Genomic DNA, 25,194 nt, shown 5'->3' with positions numbered 1-25,194 from the left:
ACCGGCGGGGAGGGCGGTCAGCGCCGTCCCCCCGCCTGTGCAGCACCCGCTCAGCCAAACCCGACAGCACAACAACAAGAGGCCACCCCATGCAGCCCTTCAGCTTCGCCACCACCGCGCAGATCCTCTGCGAATCCGGCTCCGCCCTCCGCCTGGCCGAGCTGTGCCGCGAGCGCGATGCCCATCGCGTGCTGATCGTCACCGACCCGGGCATCACCCGGCTGAACATGCTCGACCCGATCCTCCCGGGTTTCGCCGCCGCCGGCGTGGCGGTGGAGATCTTCGACCAGGTGCAGGCCGACCCGCCCGAGGCGGTGGTGCTGCAGGCCGTGGAACAGGCGCAGGCCTTGCGCGCCGAACTGGTGATCGGCTTCGGCGGCGGCAGCTCCATGGACGTGGCCAAGCTGGTGGCGCTGCTGGCCCACCCCGACTGCAAGCAGGCGCTCAAGGACATCTACGGCGTCGGCAACGCCCGGGGCCGGCGCCTGCCGCTGATCCAGGTGCCGACCACCGCCGGCACCGGCTCGGAAGTCACCCAGATCGCCATCATCACCACCGGCGAGACCACCAAGATGGGCGTGGTTTCGCCGCTGCTGCTGCCGGACCTGGCAGTGCTCGACGCCGACCTCACCCTCGGCCTGCCCGCTGCGGTGACCGCCGCCACCGGCATCGACGCGATGGTCCACGCCATCGAGTCCTACACCAGCCGGCACAAGAAGAACCCCATGTCCGACCTGCTCGGCCGCGAGGCCCTGCGCCTGCTCTGCGCCAACCTCGACGAGGCGGTGCACAACGGCCGCAACCGCGAGGCGCGCCAGGCCATGCTGCTGGGCGCCTGCCTGGCCGGCCAGGCCTTCGCCAACGCCCCGGTGGCGGCGGTGCACGCCCTGGCCTATCCCCTGGGCGGGCACTACCACATCCCCCATGGCCTCTCGAATGCGCTGGTGCTGCCCCATGTGCTCGGCTTCAACGCCGAGGTTGCCGCGCCGCTCTATGCCGAGCTGGCGCCCCTGGTGCTGGGCCGCAAGCTGCAGCCGGGCAATGCCCTGCACCTCACCGAGCAACTGATCTTCGAGCTGGCCGACTTCAGCGAGCGCAGCGGCCTGCCCACGCGCCTGCGCGATGCCGGCGTCGCCGAGGCGATGCTGCCGCAGCTGGCCAGCGACGCCATGTTGCAACAGCGCCTGCTGGTGAATAATCCGCGCGAAGTCAGCGAGCGCGATGCCCTCGCGATCTACCAAGCCGCCTATTGAAAGGACCTCCATGAGCCAGCCTCAGCACCTGCGCAGCGACTACCGCCACTTCCAGCCGATCACCACCCGCTGGCACGACAACGATGTCTACGGCCACGTGAACAACGTCGTCTACTACGGCTTCTTCGACAGCGCGGTGAATACCTACCTGATCGAAGTGGGCGGCCTGGACATCCACGACGGCGAGATCGTCGGCTTCGTGGTCAGCTCCTCCTGCGACTACTTCGCCTCCATCGCCTTCCCCGAGCGCGTCGAGGTGGGCCTGCGCGTCGGCAAGCTGGGCAACAGCTCGGTGCAATACGAACTGGCCATCTTCAAGGCCGGCGAAGACGAAGCTTGCGCCGCTGGCCGCTTCGTCCACGTCTTCGTCGACCGCACCAGCAACCGCCCCGTGCCCATCCCCGAACGCCTGCGCGCCGCCCTGGCGGAGCTGGTGGTCGCGGGCTGATCGCAGTGCCGGCATGGCCATTCCCGGGCTGAAGCCCGGGCTACGGCTCGTCATTTCGTAGGATGGGTCGGGTGGCGTTCCGCGAGGTACGAAACCCATCGATCCGGATTCGCCGGCTACCGCATGGGTTTCGCTTCGCTCTACCCATCCTACGGTGAGCCCCTCTCGGATGGCTTCGGGCAGCGGGGTATCCCGCTGCATCCTGCCTGCCGGGTTTTTCACCAGATCGACTCCGAACGACCGGAATGGCGACATTGGCGGGGTGCGCTGACCGGTCGCTCTACCCTAAATGGGCTTCTGCCCGCAGAATGCGCGGCAAATCCGTTGCGCTTCCACTGACTGCAGGGCAGAGACCTTGCGGCCTGGTGCTTCTTCCATCCTGCCGGGCCAGGGTGGCGCGACGGGGCATCTTGGGTATCGGCCGTGCTTGCGGCCCCTGTTCAGTGAATCTGCCATGACGTCTGAAAAACGCTCCATGTTCCAGCGCGTGAAAGGCACCAGCCTGGTCACGCGCATCCTTATCGGCCTGGTGGCCGGTGTCCTGCTGGCGGTGTTCCTGCCGGCGGCGGCCCAGGCCGTGGGCCTGCTCGGCAAGCTCTTCGTCGCTGCGCTGAAGGCTGTGGCGCCGGTACTGGTGTTCGTCCTGGTGATCGCCGCCATCGGCAACCACAAGCCGGGCGAGCGCACCCATATCCGCCCGATCCTGTTCCTTTACCTGATCGGCACCTTCTCGGCGGCGGTGGTGGCGGTGCTGGCTTCCAGCCTGTTCCCCTCGACCCTGCACCTGAGCGCGGCGGCCAATGACCTGGCGCCGCCCGGCAATATTTCCGAGGTGCTGCTGAGCCTGCTGGGGAGCGCAGTGGCCAACCCGGTGACGGCGCTGATGCAGGCCAACTTCATCGGCATCCTGGTCTGGGCCGTGGGCCTGGGCATCGCCATCCGCCAGGGCAGCGAGACCACCCGCGCGGTGTTCAGCGACCTGTCCCACGGCGTGTCGCTGATCGTGCGCGTGGTGATCGCCTTCGCCCCGCTGGGCATCTTCGGCCTGGTGGCCTCGACCCTGGCGGAGAACGGCCTCAAGGTGCTGGCCGACTACGCCCACCTGCTGGCGGTACTGCTGGGCTGCATGCTGTTCGTGGCCTTCGTGGTGAACCCGCTGATCGTGTTCTGGAAGATCCGCCGCAACCCCTACCCGCTGGTGCTGACCTGCCTGCGCGAGAGCGGCATCACCGCCTTCTTTACCCGCAGCTCGGCGGCCAACATTCCGGTGAACCTGGAACTGTCGAAGAAGCTCGGCCTGCACGAAGACACCTATTCGGTGTCCATCCCCCTGGGCGCGACCATCAACATGGCCGGTGCGGCGATCACCATCACCGTGCTGGCCCTGGCGGCGGTGAAGACCCTGGGCATCGCGGTGGACATCCCCACGGCCATCCTGCTCAGCCTGGTGGCGTCCATCTGCGCCTGTGGCGCCTCGGGTGTGGCCGGTGGTTCGCTGCTGCTGATCCCGCTGGCGTGCAGCCTGTTCGGCATCCCCAGCGAGGTGGCGATGCAGGTGGTGGCGGTGGGCTTCATCATCGGCATCCTCCAGGACGCCGCCGAAACCGCGCTGAACTCCTCCACCGACGTGCTCTTCACTGCAGCGGCCTGCATGGCCAGCGGTGATGTCGACCAGCCGGCCGAAACGAGCCTCGGCTGATCTCCTCCGGCGCGTACCTCAGGGTGCGACGCCGTCCTTTCCGGCGGTGGCGGGTTCAGCGAACCCGTCGCCGCTGTTTGGGAACTGCCCCGGCAAGTCGGACTCCAGTTCGATGACCAGCCGCCCGGGCATCTTCGCCTTGTCGATCAGGTAGCCGTGATGGCGCAGGAACAGCGCCTGGAACGAGCCGTCCGCGCGTATCTGCTCGAAACCCTCGGTGAAGCGCTTCACCAGCAGCTGATTGCCTTTGGCGAAGGTGAAGTACACCGGCATGGGGTATTTCAGCGCCAGGTGCTGTTCCACCGTCAGGTCCGGCAGCGCGGCGCGGTTGGCCTCCACTTCGGCCCAGGCTTCGCTGAGGCCGCGGTGGAAGTAGTCGAAGCGACGTTGCTCGAGCATCGGCAGCAGGTTGCCGGGGTTGGCCATGCCCAGCACCGGCAGCTGGTTGCGGGCGAAGAGCGGGAAGTCGCTCCACTGGCTGCCGAAGCCGCCGGTGAGGCGGCGCAGGCCGTCGAGGTCTTTGACGCCGGCGAAATCGGCCTGGCGATCCTTGCGGATGATCAGCACGCGGTAGCCGAGCAGGCCCTGGTGCATGTCGACCGGCAGCATGCGGAAGTCGGCGAGGCGCTCGCGGTTCGGCGGGACGTAGGCGAGGTCCACCTGGCCGGCCTTGAGCATGGCCAGGCAACGCTCCTGGGACGGGTCTGGCGCCTGGCTGGTGACGATGCTGGCTTCGCCGTAGCGCTCGGCGGTGCGGGCGAGGATGAGGTTGGCCAGTTCGATGCGGTAGGCGTAGGTGACGGGGCTTTGCTGGCAGACGCGCAATTGCTGCCCGGCGAAGGCAACCGGGAGCAGGGTGGGGAGGCAGAGCAAAGCTATGGCGTAGCGGATGAAACCCATGGCGTGTCCACGGCGACCGGCGTGCATGCGCCAGCAGAGTAATGACGGAAGATTACAGTCTTCTCAGACGCTTCGCCCGCTGACTGTTGAGCATCACGACACCCGGCGCTATTCTGGCTCGCGGTCGGCAGTTCACCCAGGCGTCACCGGTGCCCATTCGGGCAGCTAAACCTGCCACGAGCCCCAGGCTCACCCTCGACCGACACTCGTCCCCGTGCCGCGTCGGAACCCGGCGACCCCCGACATCCTCTTCCGAGGACTTGGCACACACGAGGAACGAACTGTGTCCAAGACGCTTATCCCTTTCGCTACCGATGACATGTCTGCGCTCGCCCGCTCGCTGGTCCGCCAGCTGGAGGAGCGCGAACGGCCGCCCGGCCATGTGGAGATGCTCAACCTGCTGGCCCGCGCCCGGGGGTTTCGCAGCTTCCAGGCGCTGCGTGCGAGCCAGATGGCCGAACGACAACTGAGCCAGCCGCCGGCCGACGTTGCGGTGGACTACGTGCTGGTGCGCCGCCTGCTGCGGTACTTCGACCAGCAGGGCCGCCTGCGCACCTGGCCCGGCAAGCACAGCCACCGACGCCCCTGCCTGTGGATGACCTGGATGGCCCTGCCGCCCCGTACCGCGATGAGCGAGCGCGAGGTGGACGGGCATATCCGTGAGGTCGCGAGCCTGGGCGACCACGTGCTGTTGCGCCGGGAAATGGTGGATGCCGGCTGGCTGATGCGTACGCCGGACGGGCGCGAGTACCGCCGCGTGGAGTTGCGTCCGGAGCCGCTGGCGATGGCGCTGCGTGAACAGTTGGGCAGGCGCTCGGCCTGACGGAAAGGGCGCGCAGGGACGCGCGCCTTCAGGCCTCGTCGAAGTGGCTGGTGAGCAGCAGGCAACCCAGGGGCGCGGTATCGACTTGCAGGCGCGGCCAGCGTTGCAGCCAATCCTTGGCCTGCAGGCGTTCGGCGAAGACCGCCTGACGCGGGTGCAGCGGGTTGGGGGTGATGCGCAGGTCGAGCAGCCCGGACTGCACGAAAGGGGTGGCGATCTCGATGCCGCCACCCGGGCGCAGGCGCACGCCGATGGCGGTCTGTACCTCCGGCCAGTGGCTCATGGCGTCGCGGCTGTCGCGGTAGGGGTCGTCGCCGTTACGCAGGTGCATGCGCGCCTGGTTCTTCACCGACCAGGGCAGGTGCCCGGCCATGCGCCGCAGGGCCTGCTCGATGCGCAGGTCGGCTTCGGGGTCGAGGTCATCGGGGTTGAAGTGGATCAGGTCGAGATCGGCCAGCGGCGTGGCGTCGCGGTAGCCGTGCAGGCGGTCCCAGGCGAGGTTGCGGACGAAGCCGGCGGCCAGCCAGGCGTCGCGCAGGCCCAGGCTGGCGACGCAGCGCAGCGCCAACAGGCGCTGGGCGTCGCCACGCAGCCAGCGCTGCAGGTGGGGCAGGGGATTCTGGTAAGCCACCGGCAGCACCGGCCCCCGCAGCGTGCAGTGCGGAGGCTGGGTGTGTGGCTCCATGATGCTCAATCGCGGTGCCTGTGCTTGCGGTGCTTCTTGCTGCCGCTGTCCTTGTTCAGCTCGCTGGCGATGGCGCCGCCTGCCGCACCACCAAGGCCCGCGCCGATGGCGGCTCCGGTGTTGCCGCCGAGCTTGTTGCCCACCACCGAACCCCCGGCGGCACCCAGGCCACCGCCCAGCGCGGCGCCGGTCTTGTTGCCGTCACGCGCGGTGATGGCGCCACCGGCTGCGCCGCCGAGGCCGGCACCGATGGCCGCACCGGTGCTGCCACCGATGGATTGGCCGACGACGTTGCCCAGCGCACCGCCGAGACCGCCGCCGAGGGCGTTCTTGGTGGTTTCGCCGGCGACCACGGCTTGGGTCGCGAGCAGGCTCAGGGCCAGGGCGGGAAGAGTGAGGCGCATCGGGTGTTTCTCCAGGCAAGGTCACGAGGGCCACCTGCACTGCAGATGGCCCTCGAAGATTAAGAGGCTGTGAATGTGACGGGAGTTCTGTGAGGGGGGCCGATCGACCGGGATTGGCGACTAACGGTCGCGATCAGTCATCCCAGTCGTGGTGGTGGCGGTGCTTGTGCTTGCGGTGGCCCCAGCCGTGGCCACGGCCATGCTCGTGGCGATCGCCACGGCGGTCGTAGTAGCGACGATCATCGCGGTCGTCGTCGCGACGGCTCTCGTTGCCCATGTAGTTGCCCAGTGCGCCACCGGCGCCACCGCCGGCCGCTGCGCCGATCAGGCTGCCGGTGTTGCCACCGACCTGGCGGCCGATGACGTTGCCGCCCGCCGCGCCCAGTGCGCCGCCGAGGGCCGCTTCGGTGCGGTTGCGTCGGTCGGCGCCGACTGCGCTACCCGCTGCACCGCCGACGCCGGCACCGATGGCCGCGCCGGTGTTGCCACCGATGGACTGACCGACGGCCGCGCCCAGTACCCCGCCCAGCGCGCCACCCACCCCGGCTTCGGTGGTGCCGCCGGCGAAGGCGCCGCCACTGACGAGGCAGAAAGACAGAAGGAGGATCGAGGATTGCTTCATGGAGAGGAGAGCCTCTGTTGTTTGGACGAGGCGATAGTTGCCAGCGGAACGGCCCCGTACAAGCGCCTCCCGACGAATTGCACAGGGTTTTTCACATTCTCTAAATAATTGTTTTTGCTGGAGAACTTTGACTGTTTTGGCGATGTCAGAGCCCTATTCCAGAACCGCGTTTCGGGCCTTTTTCGGGCCCTTTCCTGATGGCATTGCGCCTTGTTCCTGCACCCCTTCAGTGGGGGTGATTCCGCTTTTTTCCTGGCCCTTCGATGCGTGTGATCGGTGCGACCTGCGCGTACCTGCACCTGTGTGCGAGCGGGGAGGGAGTAAGTGCGCGCGGCACACCCTACGGGAGGCTCCGTGCTCCCTTAGGGTGTGATGGGCAGCGATCCGTCAGAGGATGCGCCCGCTTTCCTGCGCTGCCTGGATGCGTATGGCGATGAACTTGGAGGTGGGCGTGTGGCTGCCGACGCCGAAGCTGTCCAGGGGCACCAGGGGGTTGGTTTCCGGGTAGTAAGCGGCGGCCTGGCCGGCCGGGATGTCGAAGGCCAGCAGGGTGAAGCCTTCCACCTTGCGTTCGATGCCGTCGTCCCAGAGCGAGACCAAGTCCACTTTCTGCCCGCTCTGGTAGCCCAGGCGCTGGATGTCGGCTTCGTTGGCGAACACCACCTCGCGCTGGCCGCGTACGCCACGGTAGCGGTCGTCGAGGCCGTAGATGGTGGTGTTGTACTGGTCGTGGGAGCGCAGGGTCTGCAGGATCAGGTCGGGCTTGAGGCCGCTGGCGCGGATGCGTTCGTGGATCAGGGTTTCCGGCAGCGGGTTGGCCTTGAAGTTGGCGCGGCCGCTGGCGGTCTTCCAGATGCGGGCGCCGGCGCTGTTGCCCAGATAGAAGCCGCCCGGGTGTTGCACGCGCTGGTTGAAGTCGGCGAAGCCGGGGATGGTATCGGCGATCAGGTCACGGATGCGGTCGTAGTTGGCGATCATCGCGTCCCAGTCCACCGGGTGGTTGCCCAGGGTGGCCTTGGCGATGCCGGCGACGATGGCCGGCTCCGAGCGCATCTCGCGGGACAGCGGCTCCAGCTGGCCGTTGGAGGCGTGGATCATGCTGAAGGAGTCTTCCACCGTCACCGCCTGCGGGCCGTGGGCCTGGTGGTCGATGTCGGTGCGGCCGAGGCAGGGCAGGATCAGCGCGTCGCGGCCGACGGTGAGGTGGCTGCGGTTGAGCTTGGTGCTGATCTGCACGGTGAGCTCGCAGTTCATCAGCGCCTGGTGGGTGCGCGGGCTGTCCGGCGTGGCCTGGGCGAAGTTGCCGCCGAGGCCGATGAAGACGCGGGCCTGGCCGTCGAGCATGGCGTTGATGGCTTCCACGGTGTTGTGGCCGTTCTCGCGGGGCACCTTGAACTGGAAGCGCTTCTCCAGCGCGTCGAGCAGGGCCACCGGCGGGCGGTCGTTGATGCCCATGGTGCGGTCGCCCTGCACGTTGCTGTGGCCACGCACCGGGCACAGGCCGGCGCCGGGGCGGCCGAGGTTGCCGCGCAGCAGTTGCAGGTTGACGATTTCCTGGATGGTCGGCACCGAGTGGTGGTGCTGGGTGATGCCCATGGCCCAGCAGATGATGACCCGCTCGGCGCGGCGATACATGCGCGCGACCTGCTCGACTTCGGCGAGGGTGAGGCCGGACTGGCGCTCGATGTGTTCCCAGTCGGTGGCGTCCAGTTCGGCCAGGTAGGCGTCGACGCCGTCGGTGTGCTCGGCGATGAAGGTGTGGTCGAACACCGCCGGCTGGCCTGCGGCCTGGGCCTCGCGCTCCCACTGCAGGAGGAACTTGGCGATGCCGCGCATGGCGGCCATGTCGCCGCCCAGGGCCGGGCGGAAGAATGCGGTGTTCAGCGGGGCGGAGCCGTTGGTGAGCATCTCCAGGGCGTGCTGGGGATGCTGGAAGCGCTCCAGGCCGCGCTCCTTGAGCGGGTTGAAGGCGACCACCTGGGCGCCGCGCTTCACCGCCTCGCGCAGCGGTTCGAGCATGCGCGGGTGGTTGGTGCCGGGGTTCTGGCCGAGGACGAAGATGGCGTCGGCATGCTCGAAGTCGGCGAAGGTGACGCTGCCCTTGCCGACGCCGACGCTTTGGCCCAGGGCGACGCCGCTGGCCTCGTGGCACATGTTCGAGCAGTCGGGGAAGTTGTTGGTGCCGTAGGCGCGGACGAACAGCTGGTAGAGGTAGGCGGCTTCGTTGCTGGCGCGGCCGGAGGTGTAGAACTCGGCCTGGTTCGGGTCGGGCAGGCGCTTGAGGTGGCTGGCGATCAGGGCGAAGGCGTCGTCCCAGCTGGTGGGCAGGTAGCGGTCGCTGGCGCGGTCGTAGCGCATCGGCTGGGTGAGGCGGCCCTGGTATTCGAGCCAGTAGTCGCTCTGCTCGCGCAGCTGGCTGACGCTGTAGCGGGCGAAGAAGGCGGCGTCGACCCGGCGCTTGGTGGCTTCCCAGTTCACCGCCTTGGCGCCGTTCTCGCAGAACTTGATGCGGCCGTCTTCGGGGGAGTCGCCCCAGGCGCAGCCGGGGCAGTCGAAGCCGCCGTTCTGGTTGGTCTTGAGCAGGGCGCGCAGGTTCTTGAACGGCTGCTTACTGTCCAGCCAGAAGTGCGCGACGCTCTTCAGCGCGCCCCAGCCGGCGGCGGCGCCGTTGTAGGGTTTGTAGCGGGGATGCACGGGTTGCAGGCTCATGGCTGTACTTCTTCTGTTCATGGCGCCGGGCTGTAGACCCGGGGCGCGCTGTGATGGGGCAGGTGGATCAGGTTCAGGTTGTGCCGACGCGCCCATTGCACGGTGAGCGCAGTGGGGGCCGAGAGGCTGACCAGGGTGCCGAGGCCGGCACGCACCGCCTTGTGGATAAGTTCGAGGCTGCAGCGGCTGGTGACTACGGCGAAACCGGCGCGTGGGTCGAGCTTCTGCCGCAGGACGGCGCCGATGAGCTTGTCGAGAGCGTTGTGGCGGCCGATGTCTTCGCGGCACAGCACCAGTTCGCCTGCGGCGTCGACGAAGAGCGCGGCATGCAGGGCGCCGCTGCGGCGGGCCAGGTCCTGCTTGGCGGCGATGCGCTGGCGCAGGTCGGCCAGGTGCTCCGCCGGGGGCAGCGGTTGCGGTTGCAGGACCTTGAGCGCGGGAAGCGCCTGTTCCAGGGCTTCGACGCCGCAGAGGCCGCAGCCGGTGGTGCCGGCCAGTTGGCGGCGCTGGTCCTTCAGGGCCCAGAAGGCGCGGTTGGCGATTTCCACCTCGGCCTGGCGCGCGTCGTCGCAGCCACCGAGGCGGCTGTCATAGATGTCATCGATCGAGTCGACGATGCCGGCGCTGAGGCTGAAGCCGACGAGGAAGTCTTCCAGATCGGCGGGCGAGACCATCATCACCGCGTGGCTGATGCCGTTGTAGGCGATGGCCAGAGCGCACTCCTCGGCCAGTAGGCCCTCGCCGGACGCAGCGGCACCGCCCAGTTCGGCATAGGCATAGCCCCGCGCCTGGGTCACGGGCTCGGTGTCGTTGAGAGGGGAGGTGGATAGCTGGCGTGGCACGGGTGGCGCCCCTGCGACGGATTGACACAGGCAGCCTAGGCGCTGGTGGCGGGGTCCGTCTAATCGCTATTGCCGATACTGTGATCGACAGCGTCTATCAGGCTGGGAAAAAACAGCCGGCGGGCCTCTTCGAAGCAGGCATCCGCCAGTGCGGAGCGGGGTTGGCCGCGGCGCTGGATGAGCCCCAGCGGGGCCAAGGTGTGGGCGTGCTCGATGGGCAGCAGCGCGAGGTGTTCGGTGAGTTCGTCGAGGCCGCTGGCGAGCGGCATGATGGCGCAGCACAGGCCGACGTTGACCGCCTGCAGCAACTGGTGCACGGCGTCGGTCTCCAGGCGCGGCTGCGGCGCCAGGCCCCGGCTGCGGAAGCCGTGGTCGATCGATTGGCGGAAGTGCATGCCGGCCGAGAGCAGGCCCAGGGGCAGGCCGGCGAGGGCCTCCCAGGTCAGTTGCGGGGCGTCGAAGGCGAAGTGGCGGCGGTCGTGCAGCAGGCCCATGCGGGTGTCGGCGACTTCCAGGCTGTCGAAGTGTTCGCGATCGAGGCGGTCGAGGTAGGAGAGGCCGAGGTCGAGCTGGTTGCGTGCCAGGCGCTCGAGGATCTGCTCGGAACTGAGGGCGAACAACTGGAAGCGCAGGTCGGGATGCTGCCCGGCGAAGGCCTGGACCAGGCGCATGGGGTCGTAGCCGGCCAGGGGCACCACGCCCAGGCGCAGGGTGCCGACCAGGTGGCCGCGGCAGGCGGCCGCCTCGGCGTGCAGGCCGTCATGGGCGGCGAGCAGGGTGCGCGCCCAGGCGAGCACGCGCTGGCCGGCATCGGTGAAGCCTTCGAAGCGCTGCCCGCGCTGCACCAGTTCCAGGCCCAGCTCCTCTTCCAGGCTGCGCAGTCGCATGGACAGGGTGGGCTGGGTGACGTGGCAGCGCGCGGCGGCCTGGCCGAAGTGGTGGGTCTCGTCGAGGGCGACGAGGAACTTGAGCTGCTTGATGTCCATGGGCGCTCCCGCCGGGTTAGAGCCCGGCCACCAGTTCGCGGTAGCCGTCCACCGCGGCGAATTCCTCGGTGTCCTTGAGCGCACCCCGGCTATCGGGCTGCAGCACCGCCAGCAGGTGGGCGACGCCATAGGCGCGGGCGCTGCGCAGGATCGGCAGGCTGTCGTCGATGAACAGCGCGCGCGCCGGATCGAAGGGCGAATCCGCCTGCAGGGCGTGCCAGAACTGTGGGTCTTCCTTGGGGAAGCCGTAGTCGTGGGAGCTGATCAGGCGATCGAACCAGGGCGCCAGTTCGACCCGCTCCATCTTCAGCGACAGCGAATCGCGGTGGGCGTTGGTGATCAGCACCACGCGTTTGCCGGCGCGGCGCAGGGCGGCGAGGAACAGGTCGGCGTCGGGGCGCAGGGCGATCAAGTCGGCGACTTCGCGCTTGAGGTCGCGGATCGACAGCTTCAGCTCGCGGCTCCAGAAGTCCGTGCAGTACCAGTTGAGCTGGCCGGCATGGCGCTTGAACAGCGGCACCAGTTCGGCGTCGGCCAGTTCGCGGCTGATGCCATGGTGCTCGGCATAGCGCTGGGGCAGGTAGTCCAGCCAGAAATGGTTGTCGAAGTGCAGGTCGAGGAGGGTGCCATCCATGTCCAGCAGGACGGTGTCGATGGCGGACCAGTTGAGCTGTGGCATGCGTGTCCGGGGCTGTAGGTGGGAGGGCTGTCGCGATTGCATCGCGGGTGGTCGCCGGCGTGCAATCTCCTACGCAGATAATCGGAAAAGCCGGGGTATGATAACCCGCCGGTCATGCCAAGGAGTTCCGTTATGCGTCAGAAGCCCACCGTGCTCGCTCGCGAGATTGTCGCCAGCAGCCGCCTGTTCCGTGTCGAGGAGCTGCAGCTGCGCTTCTCCAACGGTGTCGAGCGCACCTATGAACGCCTGGTGGGCAAGGGCGCGGGCTATGGCGCGGTGATGGTGGTGGCGCTGGTGGACGCCGAGCATGTGCTGCTGGTGGAGGAGTACTGCGCCGGCACCGACGACTACCAGCTGTCGCTGCCCAAGGGGCTGATCGAGCCGGGCGAAGACGTGCTGGTGGCGGCCGACCGCGAACTCAAGGAAGAGGCGGGATACGGCGCACGCAAGCTGGAGCTGCTGACCGAGCTGTCGCTGTCGCCGGGCTACATGAGCCAGAAGATCCAGGTGGTGCTGGCCCGCGACCTCTACGAGGAACGCCTGCCGGGCGACGAGCCCGAGCCGCTGGGCGTGGAGAAGGTCAGCCTGCGCGAGATATCCAGCCTGGTGCAGCACCCGCAGTTCAGTGAGGGGCGTGCCCTGGCGGCGCTCTACCTGGCCCGTGACCTGCTGAGCCAGCGTGGGGAGTTCCCCGCATGAGCCATCCGTTGCTGCCTGCCGTGATCGAACTGGTCGGCCTTGCCGGCCAGGCCATCCTGCCGTTCTGGCGCGCGGACGTCGCCGTGGTCGAGAAGGCCGATGCGTCCCCCGTTACCGCTGCCGACCTGGCCGCTCATCGCATCCTCGCCGACGGGCTGGAGGCACTGGATGCCAGCATCCCGGTGTTGTCCGAGGAAGCGGCGGACATCTCCCTTGCCGAGCGCGCCGGGTGGGAGCGCTGGTGGCTGGTGGACCCGCTGGATGGCACCAAGGAATTCATCTCCGGCTCCGAGGAGTTCACCGTCAACGTCGCGTTGATCGAGCGCGGGCGCGTGGTCTTCGGCGTCGTCGGCGTGCCGGTCACCGGCCGCTGCTACCTCGGTGGTGCGGGCCTGGGTGCTTGGCGCATCGAGGCTGGTGCGCGTGAAGCCATCGCCGTGCGCGTGGCCCCGGCTCAGGCCTTCACCTTGGTGGCTAGCAAGCGCCATTCAAGCCCAGCGCAGGAACGCCTGCTGGCCGGGCTGGGTGAACGCTTCGGGGAATTGCAGCTGGCCAATATCGGCAGCTCGCTGAAGTTCTGCCTGCTGGCCGAAGGCGCGGCGGATTGCTACCCGCGCCTGGCGCCGACTTCGCAATGGGACACCGCCGCCGCACAGGGCGTGCTGGAAGGCGCCGGTGGCGAGGTGCTCGATCTGGCTGGCGAACCGCTGGGCTACGCGGCCCGCGAATCCTTCCTCAACCCGTCCTTCCTGGCCCTGCCGGCGGCTGCCGCGTGGCGTGGCGAGCTGCTGGAGCTGGCGCGCGGGCTGGATTGATCAGAGCGGGGACGAGTAAAAATCTACGTTCCTGGAACGTGGCTTTGCTTTTGGCTCCCCTAGAAGGGCCGCAATCAGACCTCGGGGCATCCAGTCGCCGCTCACTCCGGACGTAGGGTGTGCTGCGCGCACCTCGGGCCCGCCGGAAGCACTGCGCGGAGGTGCGCACGGCACACCCTACGCGGGGCGGCGAGCTTTTCGCAGGACGGGGCGTGCAGTGTTCCGCTGGTTCAGCGAGACCCTCCTCGCCCCATTCACAGGTGCCGGATCAGTCGAGCATGTCCTTGAAGCGCTCGTCGGTGCCGTAGAGCAGCGGCTGGGCGAAGCCCGGGACCTTGATGCCCTGGGCGGTGACTTCCAGGGCCTTGTCGTCGATCAGGTCGTTGCCGAAGTTGTAGATGATGTCCAACTCACCCTTGAGCGCGCGCTCGTCGTACTGGCGGGCGGCGGCGCGGGTGGCTTCGCGCTTTTCGCTGTAGGCGGCGAAGGCCTTCTCGCCGTGGCGCTTGCGCAGCATGTTCTCGGTCAGGCGCGGGGAGATCACCACACCGCTGGCGTTGTTGCCGCCAAAGCCCTTGGAGTTGATGAAGCAGATGTCCAGGCTGCGCTGATCCAGGCGCTGGTCGCGGGTGGCGATCGACAGGTGCTGCTGGTGCACATCGTCGGCGACCCGGTCGATGGTCTTGATGCCCGGCAGGATGCCGTAGCGGAAGGTGCCGAGGGCGGAAACCACCTGGTCGCCACTGGCGGTGGCCAGGCTGTGGCCGACGAAGGCCTTGACCGCGGTGATGGGCCAGGACTCGATGCCGAAGGCGTTGGCGACGCGGTCCAGCAGTTCGGATTCGGTGACGCGGTTGGCCGGGGTGCTGGAGCCGTGGGCGTGGACGAAGCTGTGCTGGCGCACCGTCTCGCTGCCGAACATCTGGGTGGCGCTGGCCACGGCCTTGGCCAGGGTCAGGTAGTTGCCCGGGCCGGGCGCGGAGATGGATTTCTTGAAGCCGTCGGCGTTGATGAAGACATCGGTGACCGCGCCATGGATATCGGCGCCCAGTTCCAGGGCCAGGGCGTCGTCCATCAGCACCACGTACTGGCTGGATTCGGCCAGGGTGAAGCCGCAGTTCTCGCCGAAGGGGCGGCTGGCGCGGCGGAAGTCCACGTCCTCGCGGCCGCCGACCTGGCGCAGGCCGTCTTCGGTGGCCAGGGCGCCCATGGCGCCGTAGCCGTCGATGCATTCCTGGTTGATCGGCGCTTCGGCGTTGCCCACCAGGGCGACCCGCGCGCGGCCGGAGCCGATCAGCTCGATGGCCTTCTGCAGGTTGTAGAGGAAGGTGGCGCAGGCACCGGTGACGCTGCCGGTGGTGCCGACGCTGCCCAGCACGTAGGCGTTGATGAAGTCGGCGGGCATGGTGTTCAGGCCCAGGGGCAGCTGCTTGGCGGTGACGCGGCCGCCCTTGAGGCGCGACTGCATGAGGCCGCCGAAACCGTTCTCGTCGAGCTGGCTCATGATGCTGCCGGAGAACACCGCGACTTCGTCGGGCTGCACATGGTCGACGATGCGCTGCCAGGGCAGGCCGATGGAGCGGATGGCGTCGGTGGCAGCCACTACTGACATCTGCAGGCCGCGCGGGTGGAAGCGCGAGTTGTACAGCTCGCCCGGTTCGAAGCCGGTGGGCAACTGGCCGGCGGATTTCACCGGCAGGGCGCGGAAGCTCTCGACCTTGAACTCGGTGGCGTCATTCAGGGTGACGCGCACCTCGCCGGATTCCAGCGGCTCCACTGACCAGCTGGCCGGCAGCGGCTCGGGCAGCTGCTTGCGCGAGGTGAGGAAGCTGATGCGGGTGCCGGGCTCGGCGGCGACACCGATGTTCTTCTGCCAGGGGGCGGCGTCGACATCCAGGTGCTGCTTCTCGATGCGGCGCACCAGGGTGGAGGCGAGGATGCGCTCGCCGAAGCGCGACTCGATGTCGGCGAGGGTCAGCGGGTTGCCGTCGGCGTCCAGGTACTGGCCGTCGACCACGGTCACCAGTTTGGTCATCACCGCCAGCCCGGCCAGGGTTTCCTGACGCGTGGCGGCGTCGACGGACTCGATCACGGTGCGGCGGAAGCCGTGGTGGAACGAGCTGCGGCCCGCTGCGTTGTAACCGCCGAAACCAACGATGACCGGAAGTCGTGACATGACTCGGAAACTCCTCAAATAGACCATTGCCTGCCGAGGCCGGGCCGAGCGCGGTGAAGAGGGGCCGTGAAGGCCGCGGGTGCGGCTGGCCAGGGAACGCGTCGGGGATATCCGGCCACCGGGGCGAACCCGGTGGCAGCTCGAAAGATTCGAATGCCTAACCTGACGCGGCAGCTGACTGTCGAGTCACTTGAGGATTGATCGGTACTGCCCGTGTGCATGGACGCTGGGCGTGGTCGCGAGGGCGGGGAAGAGCCGGAGCCGCTGGTGCGGCTCCGTGGGTGAGGGGCCTCAGCGGTAGCTGATGCCGGGGTTGGCGGTGCTGACGCGGGTGCCGGCCTTGCCCTGGACGATGGCTTCGATATCGGCGAGGGAGCCGATCACCGCCGCACGGCCGGTGTTGCGGGCGAACTCGCTGGCAGCCTGGACCTTGGGCCCCATGGAGCCGGCAGCGAAGCCGAGGCGCTCGAGTTCGTCGGGGTGGGCTTCGGCGATGGCCTTCTGGGTCGGCTTGCCCCAGTCGATGTAGGCCGCGTCGACGTCGGTGGCGATCACCAGGATGTCACTCTCCAGTTGCTCGGCCAGCAGCGCGGAGCAGAGGTCCTTGTCGATCACCGCCTCGACGCCCTTGAGCTTGCCGTTGTCGTCATAGAGCGTGGGGATGCCGCCGCCACCGGCGCAGATCACCACCGAGCCTTTTTCCAGCAGCCATTTCACCGGGCGGATCTCGAAGATCTGCTTGGGCCGGGGGCTGGCCACCACGCGGCGGAACTTGTCGCCGTCGGGGGCGATGGTCCAGCCCTTTTCCTCGGCGAGGCGCTCGGCCTCTTCCCGGGAGTACACCGGGCCGATGGGTTTGGTGGGTTTCTGGAAGGCGGGGTCCTTGGCGTCCACTTCCACCTGGGTGAGCAGGGTGGCGAAGGGCACTTCGAAGGGCAGCAGGTTGCCCAGTTCCTGTTCGATCATGTAGCCGATCATGCCCTCGGTCTCGGCGCCGAGGACGTCCAGCGGGTAGGTGCTGACCGCCGTGTAGGCGGCGCCCTGGAGGGCCAGCAGGCCGACCTGTGGGCCGTTGCCGTGGGCGACCACCAGCTCGTTGCCGGGCTGGATCTTGGCGATCTGCTCGGCGGCGATGCGCACGTTCTCGCGCTGGTTCTCCGCCGTCATGGGTTCGCCACGGCGCAGCAGGGCGTTACCGCCCAATGCGACGACTATTCGCATGATTGTTCTCCTGTTGCGGTGGAGAGGGGGCGGTTTCCCGCTCCTTCTCCGAATCTCGGATATTCCAGGAAGCCACAGGGGATGGTGGCGTGAAGGCAAGCGAGCTGCGACGACCCGTACCCCGGTACGGTGAGGAGCCGCGCGGTGCCGCCGACAAAGCCAGCGCCCCCGTGGATTTCTGGAATCAGACGTCGGCGAGGGTCGAGACCAGAATCGCCTTGATCGTGTGCATGCGGTTCTCCGCTTGCTCGAAGGCGATGCAGGCCGGGGACTCGAACACGTCGTCGGTCACCTCGATGCCGTTGGCCAGGTGCGGATACTGCTCGGCGATCTGCTTGCCGACCTTGGTCTCGCTGTTGTGGAAGGCCGGGAGGCAGTGCATGAACTTGGTCCGCGCGGTGCCGGAGGCTTTCATCATCTCGGCGTTGACCTGGTAGGGCAGCAGTTGCTTGATGCGCTCGCCCCAGGCTTCCACCGGCTCGCCCATGGAGACCCAGACGTCGGTGTGGATGAAGTCGACGCCCTTGACCGCCGCCTTGGCGTCTTCGGTGACGGTGATGCGCGCGCCGCTTTCCTCGGCGAATTGCTTGCACTGGGCGATGAACTCTTCTTCCGGCCACAGCGCCTTGGGCGCGGCGATGCGCACGTCCATGCCCAGCTTGGCGCCGATCAGCAGCAGCGAGTTGCCCATGTTGTTACGGGCGTCGCCCAGGTAGGCGTAGCTGATGTCGTGCAGCGGCTTGTCGCTGTGCTCGCGCATGGTCAGCACGTCGGCGAGCATCTGGGTGGGGTGGTATTCGTCGGTCAGGCCGTTGAACACCGGGACGCCGGCGAACTTGGCCAGCTCTTCGACGATCTCCTGCTTGAAGCCGCGGTACTCGATGGCGTCGTACATGCGCCCGAGCACGCGGGCGGTGTCCTTCATGGTCTCCTTGTGGCCGATCTGCGAGGAGTTGGGGTCGATGTAGGTGACATTGGCGCCCTGGTCGTAGGCGGCGACCTCGAAGGCGCAGCGGGTGCGGGTGGAGGTCTTCTCGAAGATCAGTGCGATGTTCTTGCGTTTCAGGTGCTGCTGCTCGGTGCCGGTGTACTTGGCGCGTTTCAGGTCGCGGGAGAGGTCCAGCAGGTACCGCAGCTCACGGGTGCTGTGATGCATGAGGCTGAGCAGGTTGCGGTTGTGCATGTTGAAAGCCATGGTCTTTCTCCTTTTGGGCAGGTCGGAATCCGGCTCCCGTCAGAACAGCTCGTGGCTGGCGGGAAGGGCGGCCGCGGGTAGCGGCCGCCGGGGTTCGGCTTTTTGGATCAGTAGTCGATCGGGTCGCGCAGGATCGGGCAGGTCATGCAGTGGCCACCGCCACGGCCGCGGCCGAGTTCGCTGGCGCTGATGGTCACCACCTCGACACCGGCCTTGCGCAGCTGGGTGTTGGTGTAGGTGTTGCGGTCGTAGCCGACCACCACGCCGGGCTCCAGGCAGACGACGTTGTTGCCGTCGTCCCACTGTTCGCGCTCGGCCTCGAAGCTGTCACCGCCGGTTTGCACCACGCGCAGTTGCTTGAGCCCGAGGGACTCGGCGACCACGTCGATGAAGCTCTTCTCCTCGCGGCGGATGTCGATGCCGTAGGGGCGGCTTTCGTCCGGGCGGAGGATGAAGGGGACGATCTCCTTGACCACTTCCGGGAAGACCGTGACCAGGTCGCGGTCGCAGAAGGTGAAGACGGTGTCCAAGTGCATGGCCGCGCGGGACTTCGGCAGGCCGGCGACTATCACCTTCTCTACCGCGCCCTTGGCGAACAGCGATTGGGCCAGTTGGCCGATGGCCTGGCGCGAGGTGCGCTCGCCCATGCCGATGAGCACCACGCCGTTGCCGATGGGCATGACGTCACCGCCTTCGAGGGTGGCGCTGCCGTGGTCCTTGTCGGGGTCGCCGTACCAGACTTCGAATTCGGCGTTGGTGAACTCGGGGTGGAACTTGTAGATGGCGGTGGTGAGCAGGGTTTCCTGACGTCGCGCCGGCCAGTACATGGGGTTGAGCGTCACACCGCCGTAAATCCAGCAGGTGGTGTCGCGGGTGAACTGGGTGTTGGGCAGCGGCGGCAGGATGAAGCTGGAGTGGCCCAGGTAGTCGCGGTACATCTTGATCGCGCTGACGCCTTCGCTGTCCGGCAGGTCGGAGCCGGCGACACCGCCGATGAGGAACTCGGCGAGTTTGCGCGGCTCCAGGCCTTCGAGCCAGGAGCGCACTTCGTTGGTCAGGCCGACACCGACCTGGTTGGCGGTGATCTTGCGGTCGAGGATCCACTTCAGGGCTTCGGGGTTCTGCACGATGTCGGTGAGCAGGTTGTGCATCTCCATCACTTCGATGCCGCGTTCGCGCATCTTGGTGACGAAGTCGAAGTGGTCGCGCTTGGCCTGGTTGACCCAGATGACGTCATCGAACAGCAGCTCGTCGCAGTTGTTGGGGGTCAGGCGCATATGGGCCAGACCCGGCGAGCAGACCATCACCTTATGCAATTTGCCGGCTTCCGAATGAACGCCGAGTTTGACTTTGGACATGGCAGGTCTCCTTACGAGTTACAGAGTCAGGAAGCCGTCGTAGAGGCCGTAGGCCGCCGCGAGCGCGCCGATGACCACGGCGGCGAAAATCAGCTTCTCAACGTTGGTGAAGATGGGTTGGCCGAGCTCGTGCTTGGCCTTGGCGAAGAGGATCGCGCCGGGGGCGTAGAGCAGGGCCGAGAGCAGCAGGTACTTCACGCCGCCGGCGTAGAGCAGCCACACGGCGTAGACCAGGGCGACGCCGGCGATGGCGAGGTCCTTGTTGCGGTCACGGCCGTCCTGTTCGTAGGTCTCGCCACGGATGGGCAGGAGCAGGGCGTAGGCGGCAGACCAGAAGTAGGGCACCAGGATCATCGAGGTGGCCAGGTAGATCAGCGAGAGGTAGGTGCTGGCGCTGAACAGGGTGACGATGAGGAACAGCTGCACCATCGCGTTGGTCAGCCACAGGGCGTTGGCCGGCACGTGGTTGGCGTTCTCGCGGCGGAGGAACTCCGGCATCGTGTGGTCCTTGGCGGCGGCGAAGAGGATCTCCGCGCACAGCAGCACCCAGGACAGCAGGGCACCGACCAGGGAGATGATCAGGCCGACGCTGATCAGCACCGCGCCCCAGTGGCCGACCACGTGCTCCAGCACCGCCGCCATGGACGGGTTCTGCAGCTTGGCCAGTTCCGGCTGAGTCATGATGCCGAGGGACAGCACGTTCACCAGCACCAGCAACAGCAGCACGGTGACGAAGCCGATGATGGTGGCCTTGCCGACATCGCTGCGCTTCTCGGCACGGGCGGAGAAGATGCTCGCGCCCTCGATGCCGATGAACACCCAGACGGTGACCAGCATCATGTTGCGCACCTGGTTCATCACGCTGCCGAGGTCGGGGTTCATCGAGCCCCAGATGTCGGCGGTGAAGATGTCCAGCTTGAAGGCGAACAGGCAGATCAGGATGAACAGGAACAGCGGCACGATCTTGGCGACCGTGGTCACCAGGTTGATGAAGGCCGCCTCCTTGATCCCGCGCAGCACCAGGAAGTGCACGGCCCAGAGCACCACCGAGGCGCCGATGATGGCCGCCGGGGTATTGCCTTCGCCGAAGATGGGGAAGAAGTAGCCGAGGGTGCTGAACAGCAGGACGAAGTAGCCGACGTTGCCCAGCCAGGCGCTGATCCAGTAGCCCCAGGCCGAGGAGAAGCCCATGTAGTCGCCGAAGCCGGCCTTGGCGTAGGCGTACACGCCGCCATCGAGGTTGGGTTTGCGGTTGGCCAGGGTCTGGAACACGAAGGCCAGGGTGAGCATGCCGACGGCAGTGATGCCCCAGCCGATGAGGATGGCGCCGACATCGGCGCTGGCTGCCATGTTCTGCGGCAGCGAGAAGATCCCGCCGCCGACCATTGAGCCAACCACCAGCGCCACCAAAGCGCCTAGTCGGAGTTTTTGGGTGGAGTCTGACATCTTGCACCTCCAGTAGGAGTAGGAACTGTGCTTAGTTGGCTCTTCCTTTCAGGGAAGAGTTATGACGTAGGTCAATAGCTAGCTATCAATCCGCGCGGGACAATTTCCTTACAGAGTTCGGAGGGAGCGTGGCGGCTTCGGAGGCATGCTCGGAGCGAGCAAATTAGAGGGGGCGGCAGGCCATCCCAGGCGGCGCCCCGTTCAAACTAGTTGGTTTTCGTGACAGTTCAAGTTGTAAGTATTTGTTGTAAGAAATATGGCGAAATGCCATTTGCTTATATGGGAATTGTCAGGGATTGAGTTGATTCCGAACGGATATAAGTCAGCGAGGTAGACAGTTTCTTACTTCAACTTTCCATAGGAGGTTGAATATGTTTCGTCCGGGACACCTTGAAATAGTCAGGGACCCTGTAGGCCCTTGGCCTGGTTATCACATCGATCTGGACTATGAGGTCGAGCAGCGCGACTGGGGGACTTACGTGCGCTTCGATCTCAGGGGCGATATCAGCGGTCGTTCCTTCCAGGAGTGCTTCGAGTTGCACCGCGACGTTGCCTACAACTTTCTGCAGAGCGCCTGCCGGCGTCTGCGCCACCACGGCCTTGAGCCGCACCTGATGGTGCCCCTGGCTGGGCACCGGGACTACGAACGGGTGTTCGCCGACCTCCGGGAGAAATTGCACGCCGAGCCGGGTACACCGGTTGATCTGGAGCGCTTTCTGCTGGAGCGACCCTAGGGAAGACGGATTTCCGCGAGACAGAAACGACGAACCCGGCGCGAGGCCGGGGTCGACGTGGAAGGCGATGGGCTGATGGACCGTCGCCTGCCGCCAGGGCCGGGGAGGACCGAGGCTGCGCTGGGGAAAGAAACCCGGTGGCGGCTTGTGGCCGTTGCGGGCGGGCATCCCGGGGAGGGGGCCCTGGTCAACGCCTAAGCGTTGAGATGCTGTGCATGGAGCAAGGCCTGTGCCAGCGCCCGGAAGGCCCGCCATTGCTGGCGCGGGCGGTGGGCAGCTGCTTTCTTTGAGCGGAAAGTCGCCGATCAGTCCTGTTCTTCTGCGGGATTTCCGCCGCCAAAGCTGATGTTGTGCTTGCGCAGCTTGTCCGAGAGCGTCTTGCGCGGCAGGCCCAGGGCTTCGGCCAGGCTGCGCATCGAATTGTGCGGGTTGCCCAGCTCGGCCAGGATCAGCGCCCGCTCGAAGGCTTCCACCTGCTCGCTCAGGCCGCCGCCGTTGCTGGCGGGCAGGTCTGGCGTGCCGTTGTCCAGCGCCAGGTCGAGGCCCAGGGCGAAGCGCTCCCCGGCGTTCTGCAGTTCACGGACGTTGCCTGGCCAATCGTGGGTCAGCAGCAGGGCGCGCTGGGAGCTGTCCAGCGTACGTTGCGGGCTTCCGTGACGGGTGGCCGCCGCTTCGGCGAAGTGCTGGAACAGCAGCAGGATGTCTTCGCCGCGCTCGCGCAGCGGCGGGATGCGCAGGCTGGCGACGTTGAGGCGGTAATAAAGGTCGGCGCGGAAGCGGCCCTGGTCGGCGGCCTGGCGCAGGTCTTCCTTGGTGGCGGCGATGACGCGGATGTCGAGGGGGATCAACTGATTGGCGCCGAGGCGTTCGACCACGCGCTCCTGCAGCAGGCGCAGCAGCTTGACCTGCACGTCCGGGCTCATGCTCTCGATCTCGTCGAGGAACACGGTGCCGCCATTGGCGTACTCGAACTTGCCGATGCGGCGTTTCTGCGCGCCGGTGAAGGCGCCCTGCTCATGGCCGAACAGCTCGCTTTCCACCACCGACTCGGCCAGGGCGCCGGCATTGATGGCGACGAAGGGGCCGTCGCGGCGCGCGGACAGGTCGTGCAGGGCGCGGGCGACCACTTCCTTGCCGGCGCCGGTTTCACCGAGGATCAGCACGTCGGCGCTGGTGCCGGCGAGGGCGCCGATCTGCTCGCGCAGGCGCTGAGCTGCTGGCGATTGGCCCACCAGGCGGCCACTGAGCTGCTGGCGATCGGAAAGGGCCAGGCGCAGGCTGCGGTTCTCCAGCACCAGGCGGCGCAGGTCGAGGGCGCGGCGCACGCTGTCGATCAGGTCTTCGCTGGCGAAGGGTTTTTCCAGGAAGTCGTAGGCACCGGCGCGCATGGCCTGCACCGCCAGGGGGACGTCGCCGTGGCCGGTGATCAGCAGTACGGGCAACTGGGCGTCGCGCTCGTGGAGCTGGCGCAGCAGCTCGAGGCCGTCGACGCCGGGCATACGGATATCGCTGACCACCACACCTGGCCAGTCGGCGGGCAGGCGGTCGGCCAGGCCATTGGCATCGCCCAGGGTGAGGACCTTGAGGCCGGCAAGGTCGAGTGTCTGGCTCAGGGCCTGGCGCAGGTGCGGGTCGTCGTCGACCAGCAGGACCTGGATGCCGGCTTCGATGGGCTGGGTCATGCGGAGTGGTCCTCGGGTGAGAGGGGGTTGGCGCCAGGGATGGCGGAGCGCAGGCGCAGGGTCAGCAGGGCGCCGCCTTCGGGGTGGTTGGCCAGCAGCAGTTCGCCGCCGAGGGCGCGGATCAGGCTGTCGCAGATGGCCAGCCCGAGGCCGAGGCCCTGGGCGCTGGTCTTGGTGGTGAAGAAGGGCTCGCGGGCCCGTTGCAAGGCTTCCTGGCTGAAACCGGGGCCGTTGTCGCGCAGGGTCAGGGTCACGCCTTCGGCATCGGTCTCGGCGCTGAGCCAGATGCGCCGGGGATGGGGCTTCTCGCCCAGGGCGTCGAGGGCATTGGCCAGCAGGTTGCCGAGCACCTGGCGCAGGCGGGTTTCGCCGGCCTGGACCCAGAGCTGGGCTTCGGGCATGTCGCGGATCAGCTCCACGTCCATCGCTCGGCGGCGCTTGGCCAGCAGCGACAGGGCATCGTCCAGCGCCGGTTGCAGGGCGACGCTTTCCGGGGCGTGGCGGTCGCGCCGGGCGAAGGCGCGCAGGTGGGCGATGATCGAGGCCATGCGCCCGGTGAGCTCGCTGATCTGCCGCAGGTTGCCGCGGGCGTCGTCGTAGCGCTCGTGGTCCAGCAGCACGCCGGCGTTGTCGGCGTAGCTGCGGATGGCCGCCAGGGGCTGGTTGAGTTCGTGGCTGATGCTCGCGGACATGGTGCCGAGGGCGGAGAGCTTGCCGGCCTGGACCACTTCGTCCTGGGCGCGGACCAGTTCCTGTTGGGCCTGCTCGCGCTCCAGCACTTCCACCTTGAGGCGGCTGTTGAGGGCTTCCAGGTCCTGGGTGCGCTCCTGCACGCGCAGCTCCAGCTCGCGCCGGGCACGGGCGTCGAGGGCGATGCGGTCGAGGTAGTGGCGACGGCGCTGCATCATCAGACCGAGCAGCAGCAGTAGGGCGAGCAGGGTGGCGGCGGCGATGGCGTCTGTAGTGCGCACCTGGCGGTCCACCAGCACCTGCGGGGCGAGGATGCTGACCGTCCAGCCGGTTTCGCGCAGCTCACGGCTCTGGGTGATCCATTCGCCCGGACGCAGGCGGATGGGCTCGGGGGATTGGGTCGGATAGGGCTGGTTGGCGGAGATGGCGGCGCGCTCGGCGTTGTCCAGCTCGCGGGTGGCGTGGAAGCGCCATTGCGGGCGCGAGGTGATGATCGCCACGCCGTTGGAGTCGGTCACCAGCAACTGCTCGGGGGTGTTGCCCCAGAGGGATTCGGCGTCGTCCAGGTCAACCTTGACCACCAGAATGCCGATCACCGCCTGGCCGTCGCGCACCGGGCTGGCATAGAAATAGCCGCGCTTGCCGGAGGTGGTGCCGAGCCCGAAGAAGCGGCCCTGGCGGCCCATGAGCGCCTCGCGGTAGTAGGGGCGGAAGGCGAAGTCGCGGCCGACGAAGCTGTCCGTCTTGTCCCAGTTGGAGGAACTGAGGGTGGTGCCCTGGGGGTTCATCAGGTAGATGACGTCGGCGCCGGTCTCGTCGCGTACTTCGGCCAGCAGGCGGTTGGCGGCGTCCAGGCGGGCCGGGTCCTTTGGGTCCGCCAGCTGGCTGCGCAGTGCCGGCAGGTCGGCGAGGATCGGCGGCAGCACCTCGAAGCGGCGCAGGGTGCCCAGCAGGTTGGCGACGTAGAGGTCGAGGGTCTGCCGGTTCTGCTCGGCCAGGGCCTGGTTGTAGTAACGCTCAGCCAGGTGGTGGGCCGGCCACAGCAAGGGCGCCAGGACCAGGGCCAGCAGGACGAGGCTGCGCCAGCGGGGACGATAGGGTAGGGCGTTGGCGGTCATGGGTGTCGGA

Annotated in this window: 22 protein-coding genes; 7 read left to right on the top strand and 15 right to left on the bottom strand. The window is 67.4% G+C overall.

The genetic code is table 11. The features are described 5' to 3' along the window. Nucleotides 1-89 precede the first annotated feature (89 nt). From PI990_RS29895 to sstT, 3 genes are all read left to right on the top strand, one after another. Complete coding sequence (locus PI990_RS29895) at nucleotides 90-1,253, top strand: iron-containing alcohol dehydrogenase (RefSeq protein ID WP_043240458.1); 1,164 nt, start codon at nucleotides 90-92, stop codon at nucleotides 1,251-1,253. Between the two features lie 10 nt (nucleotides 1,254-1,263). Then, nucleotides 1,264-1,701: an acyl-CoA thioesterase gene (locus PI990_RS29890; RefSeq protein ID WP_271659330.1), complete on the top strand. Its 438-nt coding sequence runs from the start codon at nucleotides 1,264-1,266 to the stop codon at nucleotides 1,699-1,701. Nucleotides 1,702-2,155: 454 nt separating this feature from the next. After that, nucleotides 2,156-3,400 carry a serine/threonine transporter SstT gene (sstT, locus tag PI990_RS29885; protein ID WP_271659329.1) on the top strand — a complete coding sequence of 415 codons (1,245 nt, stop codon included), beginning with the start codon at nucleotides 2,156-2,158 and terminating at the stop codon, nucleotides 3,398-3,400. An 18-nt stretch (nucleotides 3,401-3,418) separates the two neighbouring features. Here sstT and PI990_RS29880 read toward each other — a convergent pair whose 3' ends face one another. Next, nucleotides 3,419-4,300, bottom strand: a complete 882-nt coding sequence (locus PI990_RS29880; protein ID WP_271659328.1) for a substrate-binding periplasmic protein — start codon at nucleotides 4,298-4,300, stop codon at nucleotides 3,419-3,421. A 283-nt stretch (nucleotides 4,301-4,583) separates the two neighbouring features. On the opposite strand from PI990_RS29880, the gene PI990_RS29875 reads away from it, so the two are divergent. After that, a complete protein-coding gene (locus PI990_RS29875) occupies nucleotides 4,584-5,123 on the top strand; it encodes a DUF2087 domain-containing protein (RefSeq protein WP_031287429.1) in 540 nt (179 codons plus the stop codon). 28 nt (nucleotides 5,124-5,151) lie between these two features. On the opposite strand, the gene PI990_RS29870 is transcribed toward PI990_RS29875, so the two are convergent. The 7 genes from PI990_RS29870 to yrfG all read right to left on the bottom strand — a co-directional run bounded on the left by PI990_RS29870 (nucleotide 5,152) and on the right by yrfG (nucleotide 12,050). After that, a complete protein-coding gene (locus PI990_RS29870) occupies nucleotides 5,152-5,808 on the bottom strand; it encodes a nucleotidyltransferase family protein (RefSeq protein ID WP_081711415.1) in 657 nt (218 codons plus the stop codon). 5 nt (nucleotides 5,809-5,813) lie between these two features. Next, nucleotides 5,814-6,212, bottom strand: coding sequence for a hypothetical protein (locus PI990_RS29865; RefSeq protein WP_184489764.1), 399 nt, complete (start codon nucleotides 6,210-6,212; stop codon nucleotides 5,814-5,816). A gap of 133 nt (nucleotides 6,213-6,345) precedes the next feature. Then, a complete protein-coding gene (locus PI990_RS29860; RefSeq protein ID WP_021218626.1) occupies nucleotides 6,346-6,834 on the bottom strand; it encodes a YMGG-like glycine zipper-containing protein in 489 nt (162 codons plus the stop codon). Between the two features lie 387 nt (nucleotides 6,835-7,221). Further along, nucleotides 7,222-9,543 carry an FdhF/YdeP family oxidoreductase gene (locus PI990_RS29855; RefSeq protein WP_271659327.1) on the bottom strand — a complete coding sequence of 774 codons (2,322 nt, stop codon included), beginning with the start codon at nucleotides 9,541-9,543 and terminating at the stop codon, nucleotides 7,222-7,224. A 17-nt stretch (nucleotides 9,544-9,560) separates the two neighbouring features. Continuing rightward, nucleotides 9,561-10,385 carry a formate dehydrogenase accessory sulfurtransferase FdhD gene (gene fdhD, locus PI990_RS29850; RefSeq protein ID WP_271659326.1) on the bottom strand — a complete coding sequence of 275 codons (825 nt, stop codon included), beginning with the start codon at nucleotides 10,383-10,385 and terminating at the stop codon, nucleotides 9,561-9,563. 59 nt (nucleotides 10,386-10,444) lie between these two features. Further along, nucleotides 10,445-11,371: a LysR family transcriptional regulator gene (locus PI990_RS29845; RefSeq protein WP_271659325.1), complete on the bottom strand. Its 927-nt coding sequence runs from the start codon at nucleotides 11,369-11,371 to the stop codon at nucleotides 10,445-10,447. Between the two features lie 16 nt (nucleotides 11,372-11,387). Further along, on the bottom strand, nucleotides 11,388-12,050 hold the full coding sequence (yrfG, locus tag PI990_RS29840; RefSeq protein ID WP_184489760.1) for a GMP/IMP nucleotidase: 663 nt from the start codon (nucleotides 12,048-12,050) through the stop codon (nucleotides 11,388-11,390). Nucleotides 12,051-12,182: 132 nt separating this feature from the next. Between yrfG and nudE the strand changes: the two genes are divergently transcribed. Together nudE and cysQ are read left to right on the top strand one after the other, a co-directional pair. After that, nucleotides 12,183-12,749, top strand: a complete 567-nt coding sequence (gene nudE, locus PI990_RS29835) for an ADP compounds hydrolase NudE (protein ID WP_271659324.1) — start codon at nucleotides 12,183-12,185, stop codon at nucleotides 12,747-12,749. Further along, entirely contained in the window at nucleotides 12,746-13,564 is an 819-nt protein-coding gene (gene cysQ, locus PI990_RS29830; RefSeq protein ID WP_271659323.1) for a 3'(2'),5'-bisphosphate nucleotidase CysQ, read from the top strand. Before nudE ends, cysQ begins: the two co-directional genes overlap by 4 nt. A 268-nt stretch (nucleotides 13,565-13,832) precedes the next feature. Here the strand turns inward: cysQ and PI990_RS29825 are convergent, their stop codons facing one another. The 5 genes from PI990_RS29825 to arcD all read right to left on the bottom strand — a co-directional run bounded on the left by PI990_RS29825 (nucleotide 13,833) and on the right by arcD (nucleotide 20,960). Beyond that, the gene (locus PI990_RS29825; RefSeq protein ID WP_271659322.1) at nucleotides 13,833-15,740 is read right to left on the bottom strand and encodes a beta-ketoacyl synthase; all 1,908 of its coding nucleotides are present in this window, start codon (nucleotides 15,738-15,740) and stop codon (nucleotides 13,833-13,835) included. Nucleotides 15,741-16,031: 291 nt separating this feature from the next. Then, nucleotides 16,032-16,961: a carbamate kinase gene (gene arcC, locus PI990_RS29820; protein ID WP_031287432.1), complete on the bottom strand. Its 930-nt coding sequence runs from the start codon at nucleotides 16,959-16,961 to the stop codon at nucleotides 16,032-16,034. A gap of 184 nt (nucleotides 16,962-17,145) precedes the next feature. Then, nucleotides 17,146-18,156 carry an ornithine carbamoyltransferase gene (locus PI990_RS29815; protein ID WP_021218635.1) on the bottom strand — a complete coding sequence of 337 codons (1,011 nt, stop codon included), beginning with the start codon at nucleotides 18,154-18,156 and terminating at the stop codon, nucleotides 17,146-17,148. A 107-nt stretch (nucleotides 18,157-18,263) separates the two neighbouring features. Then, on the bottom strand, nucleotides 18,264-19,514 hold the full coding sequence (gene arcA / locus PI990_RS29810; protein WP_021218636.1) for an arginine deiminase: 1,251 nt from the start codon (nucleotides 19,512-19,514) through the stop codon (nucleotides 18,264-18,266). A gap of 18 nt (nucleotides 19,515-19,532) precedes the next feature. After that, nucleotides 19,533-20,960, bottom strand: a complete 1,428-nt coding sequence (arcD, locus tag PI990_RS29805) for an arginine-ornithine antiporter (RefSeq protein ID WP_271659321.1) — start codon at nucleotides 20,958-20,960, stop codon at nucleotides 19,533-19,535. A gap of 371 nt (nucleotides 20,961-21,331) precedes the next feature. On the opposite strand from arcD, the gene PI990_RS29800 reads away from it, so the two are divergent. Further along, a complete protein-coding gene (locus tag PI990_RS29800) occupies nucleotides 21,332-21,694 on the top strand; it encodes a DUF5064 family protein (RefSeq protein WP_184489755.1) in 363 nt (120 codons plus the stop codon). Nucleotides 21,695-21,999: 305 nt separating this feature from the next. Here PI990_RS29800 and PI990_RS29795 read toward each other — a convergent pair whose 3' ends face one another. Together PI990_RS29795 and PI990_RS29790 are read right to left on the bottom strand one after the other, a co-directional pair. Further along, nucleotides 22,000-23,376: a sigma-54-dependent transcriptional regulator gene (locus PI990_RS29795; RefSeq protein WP_271659320.1), complete on the bottom strand. Its 1,377-nt coding sequence runs from the start codon at nucleotides 23,374-23,376 to the stop codon at nucleotides 22,000-22,002. Further along, a complete protein-coding gene (locus tag PI990_RS29790) occupies nucleotides 23,373-25,184 on the bottom strand; it encodes a sensor histidine kinase (protein ID WP_271659319.1) in 1,812 nt (603 codons plus the stop codon). Before PI990_RS29790 ends, PI990_RS29795 begins: the two co-directional genes overlap by 4 nt. Between the last annotated feature and the right edge of the window lie 10 nt (nucleotides 25,185-25,194).

This window comes from Pseudomonas sp. TUM22785 (assembly GCF_028198105.1).
Classification (GTDB): domain Bacteria; phylum Pseudomonadota; class Gammaproteobacteria; order Pseudomonadales; family Pseudomonadaceae; genus Metapseudomonas; species Metapseudomonas solani.
This window is presented reverse-complemented; position numbering and strand designations above follow the sequence as displayed.